Annotated in this window: 13 protein-coding genes; 7 read left to right on the forward strand and 6 right to left on the reverse strand. The window is 63.9% G+C overall.

Annotated elements, in window-relative coordinates:
- Window positions 1-81 precede the first annotated feature (81 nt).
- Window positions 82-1,224, forward strand: a complete 1,143-nt coding sequence (locus tag B0G81_RS28635; protein ID WP_134139902.1) for a glycosyltransferase family 4 protein — start codon at window positions 82-84, stop codon at window positions 1,222-1,224.
- A 56-nt stretch (window positions 1,225-1,280) separates the two neighbouring features.
- Window positions 1,281-2,615 carry a glycosyltransferase WbuB gene (locus B0G81_RS28640; protein ID WP_134139906.1) on the forward strand — a complete coding sequence of 445 codons (1,335 nt, stop codon included), beginning with the start codon at window positions 1,281-1,283 and terminating at the stop codon, window positions 2,613-2,615.
- A gap of 31 nt (window positions 2,616-2,646) precedes the next feature.
- On the opposite strand, the gene B0G81_RS28645 is transcribed toward B0G81_RS28640, so the two are convergent.
- The gene (locus B0G81_RS28645; protein WP_134139908.1) at window positions 2,647-3,159 is read right to left on the reverse strand and encodes a hypothetical protein; all 513 of its coding nucleotides are present in this window, start codon (window positions 3,157-3,159) and stop codon (window positions 2,647-2,649) included.
- 185 nt (window positions 3,160-3,344) lie between these two features.
- Between B0G81_RS28645 and B0G81_RS28650 the strand changes: the two genes are divergently transcribed.
- Entirely contained in the window at window positions 3,345-3,965 is a 621-nt protein-coding gene (locus B0G81_RS28650; RefSeq protein WP_134139911.1) for a DapH/DapD/GlmU-related protein, read from the forward strand.
- Between the two features lie 220 nt (window positions 3,966-4,185).
- Window positions 4,186-5,925, forward strand: coding sequence for a GMC family oxidoreductase (locus tag B0G81_RS28655; RefSeq protein WP_134139913.1), 1,740 nt, complete (start codon window positions 4,186-4,188; stop codon window positions 5,923-5,925).
- 102 nt (window positions 5,926-6,027) lie between these two features.
- Here the strand turns inward: B0G81_RS28655 and B0G81_RS28660 are convergent, their stop codons facing one another.
- Window positions 6,028-7,248: a glycosyltransferase gene (locus B0G81_RS28660; RefSeq protein WP_134139916.1), complete on the reverse strand. Its 1,221-nt coding sequence runs from the start codon at window positions 7,246-7,248 to the stop codon at window positions 6,028-6,030.
- The gene (locus tag B0G81_RS28665; RefSeq protein ID WP_134139921.1) at window positions 7,245-8,738 is read right to left on the reverse strand and encodes a hypothetical protein; all 1,494 of its coding nucleotides are present in this window, start codon (window positions 8,736-8,738) and stop codon (window positions 7,245-7,247) included. The genes B0G81_RS28660 and B0G81_RS28665 overlap by 4 nt, the downstream gene beginning before the upstream one ends.
- 285 nt (window positions 8,739-9,023) lie before the next feature.
- On the opposite strand from B0G81_RS28665, the gene B0G81_RS28670 reads away from it, so the two are divergent.
- Window positions 9,024-10,178 (forward strand): acyltransferase, encoded by a 1,155-nt coding sequence (locus tag B0G81_RS28670; RefSeq protein WP_134139951.1) that lies wholly within the window; start codon window positions 9,024-9,026, stop codon window positions 10,176-10,178.
- Between the two features lie 117 nt (window positions 10,179-10,295).
- Here the strand turns inward: B0G81_RS28670 and B0G81_RS28675 are convergent, their stop codons facing one another.
- Entirely contained in the window at window positions 10,296-11,501 is a 1,206-nt protein-coding gene (locus B0G81_RS28675) for a glycosyltransferase (RefSeq protein ID WP_134139967.1), read from the reverse strand.
- Between the two features lie 330 nt (window positions 11,502-11,831).
- Here B0G81_RS28675 and B0G81_RS28680 point away from each other — a divergent pair, with 330 nt between their 5' ends.
- Window positions 11,832-13,085 carry an oligosaccharide flippase family protein gene (locus tag B0G81_RS28680; protein ID WP_116148655.1) on the forward strand — a complete coding sequence of 418 codons (1,254 nt, stop codon included), beginning with the start codon at window positions 11,832-11,834 and terminating at the stop codon, window positions 13,083-13,085.
- Window positions 13,085-14,158 carry a glycosyltransferase family 4 protein gene (locus B0G81_RS28685; protein WP_134139971.1) on the forward strand — a complete coding sequence of 358 codons (1,074 nt, stop codon included), beginning with the start codon at window positions 13,085-13,087 and terminating at the stop codon, window positions 14,156-14,158. Before B0G81_RS28680 ends, B0G81_RS28685 begins: the two co-directional genes overlap by 1 nt.
- 66 nt (window positions 14,159-14,224) lie before the next feature.
- Here the strand turns inward: B0G81_RS28685 and B0G81_RS28690 are convergent, their stop codons facing one another.
- Window positions 14,225-15,304: a hypothetical protein gene (locus tag B0G81_RS28690; RefSeq protein ID WP_279590501.1), complete on the reverse strand. Its 1,080-nt coding sequence runs from the start codon at window positions 15,302-15,304 to the stop codon at window positions 14,225-14,227.
- 252 nt (window positions 15,305-15,556) lie between these two features.
- On the reverse strand, window positions 15,557-16,150 hold the full coding sequence (locus tag B0G81_RS44840; protein WP_134139974.1) for a hypothetical protein: 594 nt from the start codon (window positions 16,148-16,150) through the stop codon (window positions 15,557-15,559).
- Window positions 16,151-16,378: the final 228 nt, after the last annotated feature.

A 16,378-nucleotide genomic window follows, 5' to 3' on the forward strand; every position in this document is an offset into this window, starting at 1 on the left:
GATTGACGGACCAAAGGGGACGCTGTGCCTGCGCAGAATGCGCAATGCACGCAGGACGATATTTCTAGGAGTGGCATAAAAATGACAGCGTCAGTCACGATCTTCCACAACGTCGTGTGGTCGCGCCACAAGGGTGTCGTGTTTTCCGCCTTGCACAACATTTCGGCTTCCGGAGCGATTCGCTATTCGATGGTGCAGATCGCCGATACCGAGCACGACCGCGTCGGCTTTTCCGACGTCGATTATTCGTTTCACCGCTATCCGATGCAAAAGCTGTTCGACGGCTGCTACGAAGACGTGCCGACCCTGAAGCTGATCGCCCGGCTCACATGGGAAGTGCTGCGCACCAAGTCGGATCTGATCGTGCTGCCGGGCTATCACCGCCCGGAATACTGGGCGATGCTCGCGGCGTGCATCGTGACCGGCAAACGGCGCGCGGTGTTCTGCGATTCGACCGCGCGCGACCGGCCCAAAAAGTTGCTGACGTCGATTCCGAAGCGCGTGTTTTTCGCGCTGTGCGACGGCTATTTCGGTTTCGGCGAGCGCAGCCGCGAGTATCTGCTGTCGCTCGGCGCGAAGCGCGACAAGATTTTCGTGCCGTGTCAGGCGGCGGCAATGCCCGGTTCGTTTTCGCCGGAACGTGCGCTGGTCGAGCGGGTCGCCGCTCGCGCGGGTAATCCGCCGGTGTTTCTGTTCGTGGGGCGTTTGTCCGAAGAGAAAGGCATCGGCACGCTGATCGACGCGTTCGCCGGATTGCGGCGGCGGATTCCGGCGGCGAAGCTGCGCATTGTCGGCACCGGCCCGATGAGCGACGCGTTGCATGCGAAGGTGGCCGAGCTCGAACTCGGCGACGCGGTGACCTTCGTCGGCAGTCTGCAGGACGAGCCGCTGATGCGGGAATATTACGGCGCCACCTGCATGGTGCTGCCGAGTTACAGCGAACCGTGGGGACTCGTGGTCAACGAGGCGCTCGCGCATGGCTGCCCCGCCGTGGTCAGCGAAAGTTGCGGCTGCGTGCCGGAACTGGTGATCGACGGAGTGAGCGGCTATGCATTTACAGCGGGCGACGTCGCCGGCCTGCAGCGCACCATGCTCAAGGCCATGGAGGCGTTCGCCGACGCGGGCGGCACCGCGCGCCGCTGCATGGATGTGATTCGCCGTTTCGATCCGCCTTCCGCGGCTGCCAACATCGCCCGCGGCTGCGCTTTGATGTTGAGCGACTGAGCCGCTCCGCACAACCAGGCCGCGCCACAACGCCCTTACTCGCTCCGGCAGTCACGATGAAGATACTGATCTACGGCATCAACTATGCGCCTGAGCTGACGGGAGTGGGCAAGTACACGGCGGAAATGGCCGTGCTGCTGGCGAGCCGCGGACATGACGTGCGCGTGGTGTGCGCGCCGCCGTACTACCCGGAGTGGCGTGTCGGCGAGGGCTACGCGTCGTGGCGCTATCAGCACGAAACGCGCGACGGCGTGGCGATCTGGCGCGCGCCGCTGTGGGTGCCCGCGCGTCCGAGCGGCCTGAAGCGCATGCTGCATCTGGCGAGCTTCGCGGCGACCTCGCTGCCGCTTCTTGTGCGGCACGTGCTGTGGCGCCCGCACGCGGTCATGCTGATCGCGCCGACCTTGATGTGCGCGCCGGGCGGGCTGATGCTCGCACGCATCACGCGCGCGCGCGCCTGGTTGCATATTCAGGACTATGAGGTCGATGCGGCATTCGATCTGGGCTTGCTGAAAAGCTCATTCGCGGCCCGCATGGCACGCCGGGTGGAAAGCACTTTGCTGCGGCGCTTCGACGCCGTGTCTTCGATCACGCGGCAGATGAGCGAGCGCGCGACGACCAAGGGCGTCGACGCATCAAAGGTTGTCTGTCTGCCCAATTGGGTCGACGTGGCGACGATTTTTCCGCTTACGCGGCCGAGCGAATTCCGGCGCCTGCTGGGGATTCCTGACGACCAGAAAGTGGTTCTGTACTCCGGCAACATGGGCGCGAAGCAGGGCATCGAAACGCTCGCCGATGCGGCGGTCGCGCTCGCCGCGCGCACGGATCTCACCTTCGTGTTCTGCGGCAGCGGCGCGGCGAAAGAGGGGCTGCGCGAACGCTGCTCGGGACTGACGAATTGCGTGTTCCTGCCGCTGCAACCGTTGGACCGTCTGAACGAACTGCTCAACCTCGCCGATATTCACGTGCTGCCGCAACGCGGCGACGCGGCCGACCTCGTCATGCCGTCCAAGCTCACCGGCATGTTCGCGAGCGGACGCGCGACCGTGGCGATGGCGCGTCGCGGCACGGCGCTCTACGAAGCCGTGGCGCCGCGCGGCGTGGTCGTGCCACCGGACAACCTGAAAGCGCTGACGGCGGCGATCACGGCGCTGGCGAACGACACGGAACGACGTGCGGCACTCGGCAAAGCGGCGCGTGCTTATGCGGAGCGCACGCTCTCGCCGGAGTCGACGATTCGCACCTTCGAGGAACGGCTCGCGATGCTGTTGCGTGAGTTGGGAGGCAAACGCGAGAAAGGCGGCACGCCGTCTTTCGGCGCGCGGCCTTCAGGTGCTGTGGCGAGGCGCCGGCGAAAACCGGCTACCGCGGAGGAAGCCGCGCCGGATTGATCCGGCCCGCGGCGGTGTCATGAAGACGATATCACCAGGGAGAGCGGTAGACGCCCTGCTTGCCGGCGTAGGGGTCGGTGTAGGTGGTTCTCGTGGCGCCTTGGGGCGTCAGACCGGCGGCCGCGTTCGGACGTCCCGGCTGGCCGGCCACACGCACCTGGCCATCGGCCGCAGCCGGCGCTTTGCCCTTGCCCTTGGCTTTGCCTTTGCCGACCGCTGGCTGCGCGGCCTGGTCGCCGCCCAACACCGTCATGCGTTGCGTGTCGAGCAGCGCCGCGCGTTGAGCGTCGTTCGTATCGCCTTGCGCGCCGTCGGTGCTGTAGGGGTTCGGGGAGCCGAGCAACGCCTGCTCGCTACTGCGATGCGCGGCGCGCCGGTTGGCCGGAAGCTGTGCATTGAGACCGTAGCCGTTGGCCGCTGTCGCCGCGGGCGGGAGGGCGGGCGCCGCGTTATTGGGCGCGGCGTTCTGCGCGAAGGCCGGCACCGCCAACGATGCGATCGCGAGAAGCGTCCAGCTAGCAGTGTGTCGAAGCGAGGTGATCATCTGATTCCCCAAGGAAATGCTGTCGGGATAAAGCTATCGTGCGCCAACCACTACGCGCGTAGCCGCCAAAACGCTTGCCTGCACAGCCACCGCGTGAAGCCGGGCCAGGCGCCGCAACATAATGTAAGAGATTTGCCTGGCATGCCTGCCTATGTTTACCACTGTTCGTGGTTCGGAGAAAGCTGATGGGTAACGTAGCCGACGATCCTCACGTCGGGCGCATGCTGCCGGCCGAGGGCGCGCGCGAGAGCGGCCGCGTGATCGATCTGTCGCAGGCCGGAAAAGGAAACTATCAGGCGAGCCGCGGCGCGCTGGTCGAGCTCGTCTGGTTCGCGCTGGAAGCCTGCGTGATCAACAACAAACTACTGCCGTTCTCCGGTGTGCGCGTGGCGTTGCTGCGTCTGTTCGGCGCGAAGATCGGTACAGGTTGCCGATTCGTGCATCCGCTGCGCGTGAAGGCGCCGTGGAATCTCGAAGTGGGCGACAACTGCTGGTTCGGTGTCGATGTTTGGATCTACAACCAGACGCTGATTCGTATCGGCTCGAACGTGTGCATTTCTCAGGGCACGTTTCTCACCGCGGGATCGCACGATATGAGCACCACCATGGATCTGCATGTCGCGCCGATCATCATCGAGGACGGCGTGTGGATCACTTCGAAGTGCGTGGTGCAAATGGGCGTGACGATCGGCCGTTCGGCGGTCGTGACGCCTTTGTCGGTCGTGCATCGTTCGCTGGAAGCGGAGGGCGTGTACGGCGGCAATCCTTGCCGTTTTATCAGGAAACGGTTCGACTCCGTGACCTGAACCACAGACATAAAGCCACAGCGTTTGTACGCTGAGGACGCCGAGGTCGTTTTGCCGGAATGCCGGCCGTTGCAATGGGATTGACGCACTGCGTGATGAACGGCATTCGCGGCGGCACCCTTGCAAGTTCCGGCCGTGACGTCTGCGTGGTCTGGTTGCCGGCTCCGCCTGGCGAACCGCACCGCGCCCAGGAAATGCGTGAAGCAGATGGGAGTAGCGGATGTTCATCGATACACGTACTGTTGAACAGAACACCGTCGTCGAGACGACGATCTGCATCATCGGCGGAGGCGTCGCGGGCATCACGCTCGCGCTGGAAATGTCGAGGGCGGGCATCGACGCCTGCATGCTCGAAAGCGGTGGTTTTGGACCTGACGACGCAACTCGCGACCTCTATCGCGGCGAGAACATCGGGCTTCCCTATACGTTCGCGGACGGCTCGCGCAGCCGCTATTTCGGCGGTAGCAGCAACTGCTGGGGCGGCTGGTGCCGCCCGCTCGATCCCTGGGACTTCGAAAAGCGTGACTGGATTCCGCACAGCGGCTGGCCGTTCGGTCTCGATGAACTGGCGCCTTACTATGCACGCACGCATGAACTGCTGAAGCTCGGCCCGCAGAATTTCGACCCCGCTTACTGGGAGCGCGAGATCGGGCGTCAGGACGTGCGCCGCTTGCCGCTCGCCACTGGCGACATGCGCGATACCGTTGCGCAGTTCAGTCCGCCGGTTCGCTTCGGCAAGGTGTATCGCGACGAACTGTCGCATTCGACGCGGGTGCGCGTGTTCCTTCATGCGAACGTGCTCAGTATCGACGCCGATGCGCAAGGCACGACGATTTCCAGACTGAAGGTGGGCACCATCAGCGGCCGCGCGATAACGGTGACCGCGAAAATCTTCGTGCTGGCCACGGGCGGCATTGAAAACGCGCGCCTGCTGCTGGCATCGAACAACGTGCAGGCCGCCGGGCTCGGCAATGCCAACGATCTGGTCGGCCGCTATTTCATGGATCACCCGCGCATGATGTCGGGCAAGGTGCGCTTCCGTCCTGGCATCGCGCGCAACAAGCTGTACGACATCAAGTACCACTACCAGAACGTGGCTGTCTCGGCGCACGGCACGAAGATATCGTCCCAGTTCGCGCCGAAGCAGGAGTGGATGGAACGCGAAAAGCTGCTCAATTCACGCGTGTGGCTCTACTCGAAATGGTACGGCGAGGGCAGCGCGGGTTCCGAAGCATTGATCCGTTTCAAGGAAGCGCTGATGGGCAAGGACCAGCCGGGCCGCAGCGTGAAACGCGACATCGAGACCATGATCGCGCACCCGCTGCATACCGTCGGCTTTGGTTTGACGCGGCTGTTGCAATGGCCCGCGTTGATCACCGACGTCACGCTGCAGGCTATCGTCGAGGCGGTGCCCAATCCTGATAGCCGCGTGACCTTGTCGGCCGACAAGCGCGACCACTTCGGCATGCCGCGCGTGCGGGTGGAGTGGCGCCTCGGCGACCAGGTGCAGCGCACTTTCGACAAGACCTTCCAGTTGCTCGCGAAGGAGTTGCAGATGGCGAACGTCGCGGACGTCACGCTCGATGAACCGCTCGAAGGCCGCACGTGGCCGGCGAAGCTCGAAGGCACGTGGCACCACATGGGCACCACGCGCATGCACGATTCGCCTCGCGAGGGCGTGGTCGATCGCGACTGCAAGGTGCACGGCATCAGCAATCTGTACATTGGCGGCAGCTCGGTGTTTCCGACCGTCGGCGCCAATTTCCCGACCATCACGATTGCCGCGCTGTCGTTGCGTCTCGCCGGCCATCTGATGCGGCAACTCAATGTGCCGGACGCCGTCGGCAGTACGCGAGTTGATGCGGCGAACAGCCCCACCATGTCACTTCACACACCGTCTCAGGTCGATACGTTGCCGATCGCGGCCTCGACCTTGACACCCTTGATGAAAGAGCAGTGAACGTGTGATCAGGACAAGCGAAGATGGCGCGCACAAGGCGCGCCATCTTCGCTTTTGGGTTGCCGGTTCGAGAGTTTTCCGCCTGGCGAGAGACGGCGCGCGTCAGTGGGTTGGCTGAGTCGTTTCGCGCAGCGTGGTGAGCGTGCTGTCGTTGTTGCGCGCGTCGTCGTGGCCGCCCCTGGCTTCGAGCAGAGCGGTCAGGGCGCTGACCATAGTCTCGACACGGAAGCGCGCGTTGAAGGTCTCGGCCGCCTGCGCGCGCATCGCCGCGCGAGCCGCGTCGTCCAGTTCGAGCCAGCGCGTCAGATTCTTTTCCGTACCGTCGACGGTATCCGCGGCCACCATCCCCGCGCCGTCCGCTTCGATTTCGCGCCACACGTTGACTTTATCGGAGATCAGCGCCGGCAATCCGCAGCCCAGCGCCTCGGCCACCGCCACGCCGAAATTCTCCTGATGCGACGGCAGAACGAACACGTCGCTCGCATGAAAAGCGCCCCACTTGAGTTCGCCCTGAAGCATGCCCGGCAGACTCACGCGATGCGCGATGCCGGCCGCCTGCGCCTGGGTACGCAGCGTCGAGGCCCAGCCGGTTTCATCCGGACCGGCGATCACGAGGTGCAGCGCCGGATCGCGACCGGCAATGCGTGCGAAAGCATCGATCAGCAGATCGCAGCCTTTCTTCGCGTGGACGCGGCCGAGAAACAGCACGATGCGTTTGCCGCGCAGGCTCGGTATGGCTTGCAGGAACGCTTCGCGCAGCGGCGCCGCTTCGAGTTGCGGCACCGTCGTGCCGAACGGCACGATCCGTTCATGCACGCGGTACAGCCAGAACGACTTCCGCGCGCGCGTGCGTTCTTCCTCAGTCGTGAAGATGACAGCGCGCGCGTCGCGCAGTACGCGATACTCCGCCCACGGCCAATACAGCCATTTCTTCAGATGCTTGAGCGGGTAAGCCTCCTTGAACCACGGGTCCAGCATGCCGTGCACATACACGTAGTACGGCACTTCGCTCCTGTGCAGCGCTTTCCATGCCGCGAAGCCGTGGTATTGCCACAGGCCGTGCACGATCACCGCGTCATAGCGCTTCGCGTTGGCGGCGAGCCACGGCGCGAGGCGTTCGCTGAAGCTGTAGCGGCCTTTGGTCGGGCCGAAGACATGGACCGGAAAGGGGAAGGACGCAAGAAAGGCGTCGCGGGGGGCGTCGCAAGTCGCCACTTCGATCTCGTGGCCGGCTTCGCGCATTGCCAGGCCGCTGCGGCGAACGCCTTCAACGGGACCGCCGGCGCGGGGGTCGACGCTTGCTAGCAGGTGGAGGATCTTCATCGGGCGATATTCGGTCGGTTGGAGCGATGTCTGGGCGGCGAATGCGGGACGAGGGCGCCGAACTGGCCGGTTTCGGATGCGGAACTCGCGGTGCGTGACATGCCGAGTGTCGACGGGAGGTCGGCGCGGCCCATGCCCGGCTGGATCCGGCCGGGCAACTCCGGCATCGCTTCCGGACGCACAGACGGCGGGCTACGGAAGCGCCGTGCGCGGGCCGGCAGCGCACGCTGCAAACGCGCGTGCGTGGCGATCATCAGGCCAAGCGCGACGCCGAAAATCAGCCCGGAAAAACGCGGCCCGAGTGGATTGCCGCCGATCGACGTGGCCGGCAACGCGGCAAACAGCATGATGGCGCGCCCGAGCACCGGCAGCATCGGCGCGTCGGGCACGACCGAGCGCCAGTAGCGATACGAGAAGAAGCAGACCGCCAGCGCGGCGAGCGTGGCCAACGGCATGCCAATGCCGAACAGGAGTCCGCCCGCGAACAACTGATAGACCCAGAAGTTGTGGCCCGCAGCCCATTCGTTGATCGCGTAAAAGTCTTTCTCGCTGATCTGGCCGGCAAGGTCAGGCAGATAGACCGGCGAGTAGCGGTAGTAGTGGCCGTAGCCTTCGCCGAACAGCAAGGTCGTCGGGTCCGCGGTCACCTGATCGTACTGGTCGCGCATTTCCGCGAGACGCGTGATCGTGGTCGGATCCTTGCCGGAGCGGGTTTCTTCGGAGAAGAAGATGCGCTGCGCCCAGTGCTCGGCGACGGTCGGGAAAGCCAGGGCCGCGGCGCCGGCCACGCCGGCGAGCACCGCGCCAATGATCACAGTGCGGCTCATCGCGCGCCAGATATGCCGGATCGACGGCGCGCTCAGCCCCATCGCGATCAGGAATAGCAGCACCGTGCCAACCATCACGCTGCGCGTCACGCTCAGCAATTCGATGATCACGCTCAAGGCGAAAATCGATACCGTGAAAAGCGAATAACGCTTTGCCACGATGAATTCGTGCAGCAATACGCCTTGCAGACCCAGCAACGTCACGGAGAGGATACGGAAGCGCACGTCGTCGAGACCGCCGCCCGTGGCCATGCCGTAGACCAGGGTGAACAGCAGGCTGATGACGTTCGCGACAAACAGGGCTTTTTCGAACTGGGCGATGCGAAACTCGCTCCACGGGCGGCACGCCACGAGATAGCCCAGCATGAAGAGAATGAACGGCAGCAACACGCGCAAATAGTTGCCGGTGTCGTTATCCTGAACCAGCTGCGCGACGATGCTGCCGAACACGCACAGGATCACGCTCCACGTGACGATCGAGCGCAGCCGCGAGCGTTCATGAAAACGCGGCGCGATGAGAAGGAGAGCAATACCCGCGGCGATCGCCGGCAGGACGAAGATGAACTGCGCAAAGTGACCCGTATTCGCGTCCGTCGCCTTATAGTCGAAAGCAAGCGGCAGCAGAAAAAACCATATCCAGGGCGTTGCATACTGATGGCGCATTAACGATTTCCTCCCCGTCGCCGTAGATTCGCCGCGGTCTATAGCGGACGGTCTCGCATCGGGTTATTTTGAAGGAATCGCTACGCCTGTTAGTTGGCTGGGCCGCATTCGTCGAACAATGCCTGGGTTTAGGCGTTAGCGGAAAGCGTAAGCTCTGCAAGACGCGCGCACACTTGCGCAGGTTGTCGGTGAATGCCTTGAAGTTGGCGCGCACGCACGCTTGCCGACACCGAATATGCAAAAAGGGCCGCGTGCCTTGCGAGAGAGACGACAGAGGGGAACAGCATGAAGTTATTCGGCGGGGCGGGACCCGCAAAAGCCGGACGGGCGATCGAGCTCGACTTCGTCCGCGGCATCGCCATCATCATGGTGATGGGCTTTCACTTTCATGCGGTTCATACCGGCAATTACCTCATCCAGATTATTGAGTACCCACTGAAGAGTTTCGGCCGCGAAGGCGTGAACCTGTTCTTCACGTTGAGCGGCTTTCTGGTGGGCGGCCTGCTGCTTCGACAGTACGCCGAAACCGGCCACGTCGATGCCCGGCGCTTTATCATCCGGCGGATTTTCCGCATCTGGCCCGCGTATTACGTGCTGATCGCCTTCCATGTGCTGGCCGGACGCCACCCGTGGAATACCTTCCTCGTCCAGAACCTGACGCACTTGCAGAACTACCTGGGCACGTCGATTACGCAGACCTGGAGCCTCGCCGTTGAAGAACACTTTTATCTGGTGCTGCCGGCGCTTCTGCTGATGTTCTCGCGCTGGCGTCTCGGCGCGTGGACGATCGTCAGCGTGCTCACCGGCATCTGCGCGGTGGTGCTCACGGCGCGCTGCTTCGCGGTGGCGGGCGGCAATCTCGACGGCGCCTTTGCTTACACGCAATACCGCATCGACAGCCTGCTGGTGGGCGTGATTCTTTCCGCGATCTACTGGATGAAACCCGGCATCTATCATCAACTCGCCAGGCGCAAGTGGCTGCTGATTTTTAGCGTCGTCCTGCTCTGTGCATGGCTCGCATTCGCCACCAAAAACCTCGCACTGGACGAAAGCATCGGCTACACGATCCAGGCGCTCGGATTCGCCGCGCTGATCGTGCTGGTGCTCGAATACTCGGGATCGTTGCGTACGTCGTGGATTTATCGTGGCGTGGCGTGGATCGGCCTGTATTCGTACGGTATTTACTTGTGGCATTCGCTCGCGCTCGCGCCCGGCGACATGCTGATCCGGAAAGCGACCGCGCTGGGTCTCACGCCGAGTCTGATCTGGGTCGTCGCGATCGCGACGCAGTTTGCGATCGCGATCGCAATCGGCTATGTGACCACGCGCGCCATCGAGTATCCGTTCCTGCTGATGCGCAATGCGCTGTTCCCCGAAAAGCGCAGCAGCTCGGTGCGCGAGGAAGTGCCCGCCGCTGCCGCCGGTGGGCAGTTATCCTGAGCATGCAAGAGCATGCGGCCGCTTACTCGCGTATGCGGCCGTCAGCCGACGTCACATGTGACGAGGCGTCCATCGCACTGATGGACGCCTCGTTTTTTTGAAGAACCCGTTGCGCAATCAAGCCATCTGTTGCAGCAAGGTCTGCTTGAATTGCCCGAGCGTATGTCGTGACAGCAGGTCTTCACGCGCGGAGGGCATGGCCTGAGCGGTGTGCGGCCAGGACGTCATGGCTTCGGTGATCGCACGGCCGATCGACGCGGAACTCAGGTCGCTCAGAATCGGCCCCAGTTCGCAACGCCGGCTGAACCAGCCGATCAAACCGTCTTCAGTTGCGATCACCGGCTTGCCGAAACGGTAGGCCTGGACCAGCACGCCACTCATGCCGTAGTGCCCCTTATAGCCGAGCCAGACCGCGTCGCACGCGGAGAACAGATCGCGCTCCATGTCGTTGGAAATGAAGGCGTCGAGTACCAGCGGCGCGGGATTGAGGCTGCGCACGTGATTGCGCATGAAATGACGCGTGCCCGCATCCTGCTCGCCAGCGACGATCAGCGTGGGCGCATGCTCGAGACGCGTCAGCGCATGCACCAGTTCGTAGATGCCCTTGCGTTCCGTGATCGCGCCGTACACCAGCAGATAGCGCTGCTCGGGATCGAGCCCCAGACGCTCGCGGGCCAGCACGGGGTTTTCCGCGTGCTCATCGGGAAACGGGTCGGCCACGTAGGCGATCGCCGCGCTGTGCTTCGACGGGCTGCGCGCCGACCATTCCGGCAAGGTCGGATCGATCGTCAGCAGCGTGCGCAGGCCGGTGGTGCGGATCGCGCGCTTGAAGAGCAGCGCCTTGATCGCATTGACGACCGGACGATCGGGCGCCTTGATGCCGACCTTGTGATGATGGAATGTGGAGCGCATGGTGATGCCGATCCATGGCGTCTTGCCGAAAGGCGAGCCGAGAAAAGGCAGCGAATAGAAAAAGTAATCGACGTAGGGGACGACCACGAGCCGGATCGACTGCATGCGGGTGATGATCGTATGCACGCGCTTGAAATAGCGGTGGAAGCGCCAGTATTCGTTGGGGTCGGGCAGGCGGTTGCGGGGCCGCTCCTCCGGATCGACGAAAGCGATCTGCTGATCCGGGCGGTTGGCGGCGGTGATCTGTCTTGCGAGCCGGTGGTCTTCGTTGGCGCACTCGGTCACGAGCATGCACGGATAGCCGGCGTCCGCACAGGCCTGCATGATCCACTCGGCGTATCGCCAGCGGTGGCCGGTGAGATTCGGTTCCACGATCAGGACGTAGTCTTGTTCCATTGCGTCGGTAACCATTTGCGTTGCTGAAATAAGTACCCGAGCGCCGCTTCTCGCATGGCGCTGGCTGAACAACGTTAGCATCGTCGGAATCCGTGTAACTACTAATTTGTCCGGCTTTGTGGTTCAGCGTACTAGGGGCCGTCGCCTTAGGCCGAACCGGCCTAGCTGATGGCGGTTGTGGGCGATTCTCTCGCGGTATGGTCGTGTATGAAATTCGACGAAAAAACTCGCCAGCTTGCTGGCGCAACCTAACAAATCATGCGCTGGCGGCGTTCGCAGGGCGATCCACGAAATCGCTCTGCGCGCGGCGGATTCAACGGCGCTCCGATTCGACGGAGAGATAGCTTGCGGGCGATCAGGCTTCCGGCGTTCTCGGTGGCGGGCAGCTTCGGCGCGAGTGCGGCGACGTGGGTCCTGCTCCAGCAGTTCGCCGTGCGTGGACTTGTAGCGATCAAATTTCTTGCGATTGGCCGGATGCTCGGACCGGCGGCAATCGGTAGCGTGAGCGTGGCTCTGCTCGCGGTGGCGATTGCCGAAGCGCTGTCCGATACCGGCCTCGCGCAAGCGGTCATTCAAGGCGAACATCCACCGTCGCGCTCGCAACTCGGCGCGGTGTGGACCACATTGACGGCGCGAGGCGTGCTCATCTCGCTGCTGCTGGTCGCGCTCGCCCCACTGCTGAGCAGCCAGTTCCACCTGAACGGCTCGCTGATCCTGATCCAGCTCGCGGCGCTGCTGCCGTTGCTGCGCGGTCTGGCGTCGCCGGCTTATTACGTGGTGCAGCGCGAGCGGCGCTTCCAGCACATCGCGGGCGTGGAGGTGGCGGCGTCATTCGTCGATTGCGCGGTCGGACTGGCACTTGCGTATTTCGGCGCTGGCGCGTCGTCGGTACTGATCGGCCTCGTAGCCGGCGAGAGTCTGAAAAGCTCCTTAACCTGGGCGACCATGAAACCGCGTCCGCCGATCCGCGCCGTGTGGTCGGGGATCGGTCACTATGTCGGGTTCAGCCGCTGGATCTGGGCCAGTAGCGTGATCAATCTGCTGCTCAATCAGTTCGACAAGGTGGTGGTCGGCAAACTGCTCGGGCCGGCGCAACTGGGCAGCTATCAGATGTCGTCGCGGCTCGCGCAGATGCTGCTCGCCGACGCCGCGATAGCCATGTCGCAATACCTCTTTCCGACCTTCGCGGCGCATCATCGCCACAGTCCGCAGTCGGCCTCGCGCATCATCAAGATTTATTTGCTGGTGATCGCGCTCGGGCTCGCGGCTTTCGTCACGTTGCTCAGGCTGATCGCCGAGCCGCTCTTCTCGCTGATTCTCGGCGCCGCATGGCTGCCGGCGGTGCCGCTCTTCAGGATCCTGGTGATCAACATGGCGATCGGCGCGTTGATCGCCGTGCTCGTAGCCTATCTGCGCGCAGTGGGCGACGCGAAGGCGACCGTGCATGCGTCGGCGATTCAGGTGGTGGTGCTGCTGTTGAGCGCGCCGCCCGCGGTGCACTATTGGGGCGTGACAGGCATTGCGTGGTCCATGACGCTCGGCCTTGGCTGCGCCGCCGCGTGGATGCTGTTCAGGACGTTGACGGCAAGGACGTCGTGATGCGCGTCTTTCACCTGGTTCTTGCGCCGCGTCTGTCAGGAGCAGAAGTTCTGGCCAGGGACCTTGCGCTCGATCAGTGCGCCGAGGGCATGGCGGTGTGTGTGGCTTCGCTGTTGCCGGCGCATGCCGATTTTGCACCCTTGCAGAACGAGTTGGAAAGCCACGGCGTGCAGTGCTTCTTTCCAGAGCTGCGTCATCGTTCGTTCATCAAGCTGTGCCATTTGTTCGGTGCGGTGCGGCGTTTTCATCCGGATGTGATCTTTGCGCACGCGACCATTCCGTCGTTTTACGCGCGCGCGTTGCCGCTGCGTGTGCCGGTGGTCTACGTCATGCATTCGGCGACCAACGACTTCGAGCGCCCGCTGTTCAGGCGCATCGAACATGTTCTGTCGGGACGCGCGCGAATGGTGATCGGTGTGTCCGAGCAGGGCGTGACGGATTACGTGCAGGCCATCGGGCCGCATCCTTCGATGACCGTGGTGCCGAACGGCGTGGATCTCGCACGCTTCGCATTCACCGACGGCGTGGAACGCGACGGCCGCGCGCCGCAGGTGGTGCAGATCGGCCGGTACGCGGCAGTGAAGAATCAACTGCTGACGGTGCGGGCTTTCAGCGAAGTACTCAAGCGCGAGAAAGACGCGCGGCTCGTGTTGTACGGCGTGATCGAAGACACCGATTACTGGCGCGCGGTCATCGCGCTGGCGCAGACGTTGGGCATCTCGGAGCGTGTCGCGGTGGCGGGCCCGCGCACCGATGTCGCCACGGTGCTGTCGGAGTCGAACGTGTTCGTCATGCCGTCGCAATCCGAGGCGCACAGCGTGGCGTTTCTCGAGGCACTCGCTTCCGGCGTGCCGATCGTCGCGAGCAAGATCCCGGCTTTCGCTTTCGCGAGCGGATTTCCGGGCGTCCAACTGGTCGATACCGCCAATGTGCAGTGCTATGCCGAGGCGGTGATCGTTGCGTTAGGGCAGGCGCGGGCGCAACGCTCGCTGGCCGGCCTGACGCTCAGGGATACCGCCGACCGCTATCGCGCGATCGCGCATCAGGTGGGTCTGGCCGTGTCGGCCCGCTAGCGCGGCGCAGGGCGCGCCTGTTCCTGTTGTCACGCATTGATTGCCCGCCGCGCGCGGACGCTGACATCAATGATGGGTGCTCACGTCACGCGTCTCGGGCGCCGGCTCGGGTGCGGGCTCCGCGGGCGGCGGAATCTGGAGTTCCGTTTCGCGCTGCGCGAGTGTCACGAGACGCTGTGCTTCCTTGCTGCTCGAATCGATCTGCAGCGCCGTGCCGGCATTGTGCGAGACGCATGTCCATCGCGCGATATATCCGCAGCCTCTTGCGAGGCTCAGTAGTGCGTCGCGCTGCTGTTCGCGCGTGCTCAGCATGGAGCGCAGGTTCAACGCGTCGCGATTGTCCGGTTGCGCGGCGATGACCGCCGCAAGGCGCGCCCGGGTCGCCGACAGGTTGTTCCGCTGCAGATTGGCCCGTGCGGCTTTGAGATGCCGCGACACATCGGCGCGCGGTTGTTCCGGTGGATTGACTGACTGTCCGCCCGGATTGCGCTTCGCCTCGGGTTCCACGGATGCGACCCGGCGCGAGAGCGGCGGCGAAGCGGCTGGCGGCGCAATCGGTGGCGCAATCGGCGGCGAACGCACGGGAGCGGACCGCACGGCGGCGACGGTCGTGGCAGTCGTGGCGCGCGGTGCGACGACTGCCACGGCAGGTTTCTGCGCGACGGCAGGCGGCGCGGTAGCGGGCGTCTGAGCGACGACCGTGGCCGGCTTCTGTGCGACGACGGTGGCCGGTTTCTGGGTGACGGCAGCGGCGGGTTTCTGGACGGTGACGGCGGCAGGCTTCTGAACGGCGACAATCGCGGACTTCTGCTGTGCGGCAGGCGTGGGCCGCTGCGCGACGGTGGCCGCCGGCTTCTGCGGAATGGCGACGAGCGGCGCGACATTTTGTGTCCGCACCTTGCCGGACACCGCGATTGGCGTGCCGACATTCGAGTCGTTGCTGTGGATGAAACCCAGGTACACGGCGGAGGTCACCACCAGCACCGACGCGCCCAGCACGAGGGGCTGGCGCAGCCGCTGATAGGCGGATACGGCGACCTCGGGCTTCTCGACGAACTCGTAGGGATTGACCAATGCGCGCGAGGACGGATTCCAGATTTTGCGTGCCGGCAGACGGCTGTCGACGAGCGGCTGCGAGTCGTCCAATTGACCGTTCAGCGGGACTTTCAGCGAGGCAGGTGGCGCCGGACGCGCGCCGAACGAATCGGCCGGACGCCGATGGCACGAAGGACAGGGCGTGAAGCGACCGGCTAGCGGGACACCGCAACGCCCGCATCGGAAGGGATCGTGCTGATCGGAAGTAAAGTCGCTAAGCATCGCCGTGTCGCAAAGGGGCGTCGAATGCCGGCGCCACAATCAGAAAAAAACAAGGCACCGTAACGAGGCTTGCAAGCAGGGTTACTGTGCGACTACGTAACCCCGCGCTTGCATGCACGCGCCATACGCGGCCCAGTACTGTGTCATGGGCGGCTCGGGCGCCGGCAGAGGCGGCAGCTTCACGCTGGACGCCGCAGCCGTCTGCGCCGCGCTCGCGGCTGCCGTTTCCGAGGCGCTGTTGCCCGCGGTCGTCGCCGATCCCACCGTGGCGGCCGTAGTCGTGGTGTCCGCCGATGTCGCGCTCGCCGCCGTGGCGGCCGAAGCCCCCTTCGCTGTCGCCGCCGTGGTTGCTACGGGCGCACTCGCGCCCGGCGCGGCGGCGGCCGGCATGCTCTCGCCGATTGGCGCGGACGAGAAGGTGCTGGGCGGCAACGGCGGCCGCGACGGCGCGCCGGTCGACGAAGTCTTGGTGGCAGCCGGTTTGCGCGGTGGAATCTGCGGCTCGCGGACGATGTTGACCTTGGTCTGTTTGTTCGCCGTCGCATAGCACATCGCGGAATCGACGCTGCGCTGATAAGGGCTTTGACTTCGGATTGGATAGGTGAGCGGCTGCCATGCGAAAGCAGCACTGCTAAACACCAATAGCGTCAGTAGGGTATATGTTTTGATTTGCATCGCAGTCTCTCCCGCAGCGATGTTTCGCCTTTCGTAGGCAATGGCGCTTCGCGGTGTGTTCTATGCCTGCTAATTTTGCCGCTGGACGGCGGCTCATTACCGCGAAGGCTGCTTTGGTGAGCGTAACACCCTGTATTGTCAACGCAATACACTGGCATAGCGCGCGAAACCGCCATCCTGCAGTCGAATCAAGACAGATCGACGAGAAGTGGCGGAAAACGTAGGGGT

Source organism: Paraburkholderia sp. BL6665CI2N2 (assembly GCF_004366535.1).
Classification (GTDB): domain Bacteria; phylum Pseudomonadota; class Gammaproteobacteria; order Burkholderiales; family Burkholderiaceae; genus Paraburkholderia.

Bases quoted from the DNA above. Each gene is read 5' to 3' on its own strand.
- B0G81_RS28635 (WP_134139902.1), top strand. From the start codon at position 82: ATGACAGCGTCAGTCACGATCTTCCACAACGTCGTGTGGTCGCGCCAC.
- B0G81_RS28660 (WP_134139916.1), bottom strand. From the start codon at position 7,248: ATGAAGATCCTCCACCTGCTAGCAAGCGTCGACCCCCGCGCCGGCGGT.
- B0G81_RS28675 (WP_134139967.1), bottom strand. From the start codon at position 11,501: ATGGTTACCGACGCAATGGAACAAGACTACGTCCTGATCGTGGAACCG.
- B0G81_RS28650 (WP_134139911.1), top strand. From the start codon at position 3,345: ATGGGTAACGTAGCCGACGATCCTCACGTCGGGCGCATGCTGCCGGCC.
- B0G81_RS28665 (WP_134139921.1), bottom strand. From the start codon at position 8,738: ATGCGCCATCAGTATGCAACGCCCTGGATATGGTTTTTTCTGCTGCCG.
- B0G81_RS28670 (WP_134139951.1), top strand. From the start codon at position 9,024: ATGAAGTTATTCGGCGGGGCGGGACCCGCAAAAGCCGGACGGGCGATC.
- B0G81_RS28645 (WP_134139908.1), bottom strand. From the start codon at position 3,159: ATGATCACCTCGCTTCGACACACTGCTAGCTGGACGCTTCTCGCGATC.
- B0G81_RS28685 (WP_134139971.1), top strand. From the start codon at position 13,085: ATGCGCGTCTTTCACCTGGTTCTTGCGCCGCGTCTGTCAGGAGCAGAA.
- B0G81_RS28640 (WP_134139906.1), top strand. From the start codon at position 1,281: ATGAAGATACTGATCTACGGCATCAACTATGCGCCTGAGCTGACGGGA.
- B0G81_RS28655 (WP_134139913.1), top strand. From the start codon at position 4,186: ATGTTCATCGATACACGTACTGTTGAACAGAACACCGTCGTCGAGACG.
- B0G81_RS44840 (WP_134139974.1), bottom strand. From the start codon at position 16,150: ATGCAAATCAAAACATATACCCTACTGACGCTATTGGTGTTTAGCAGT.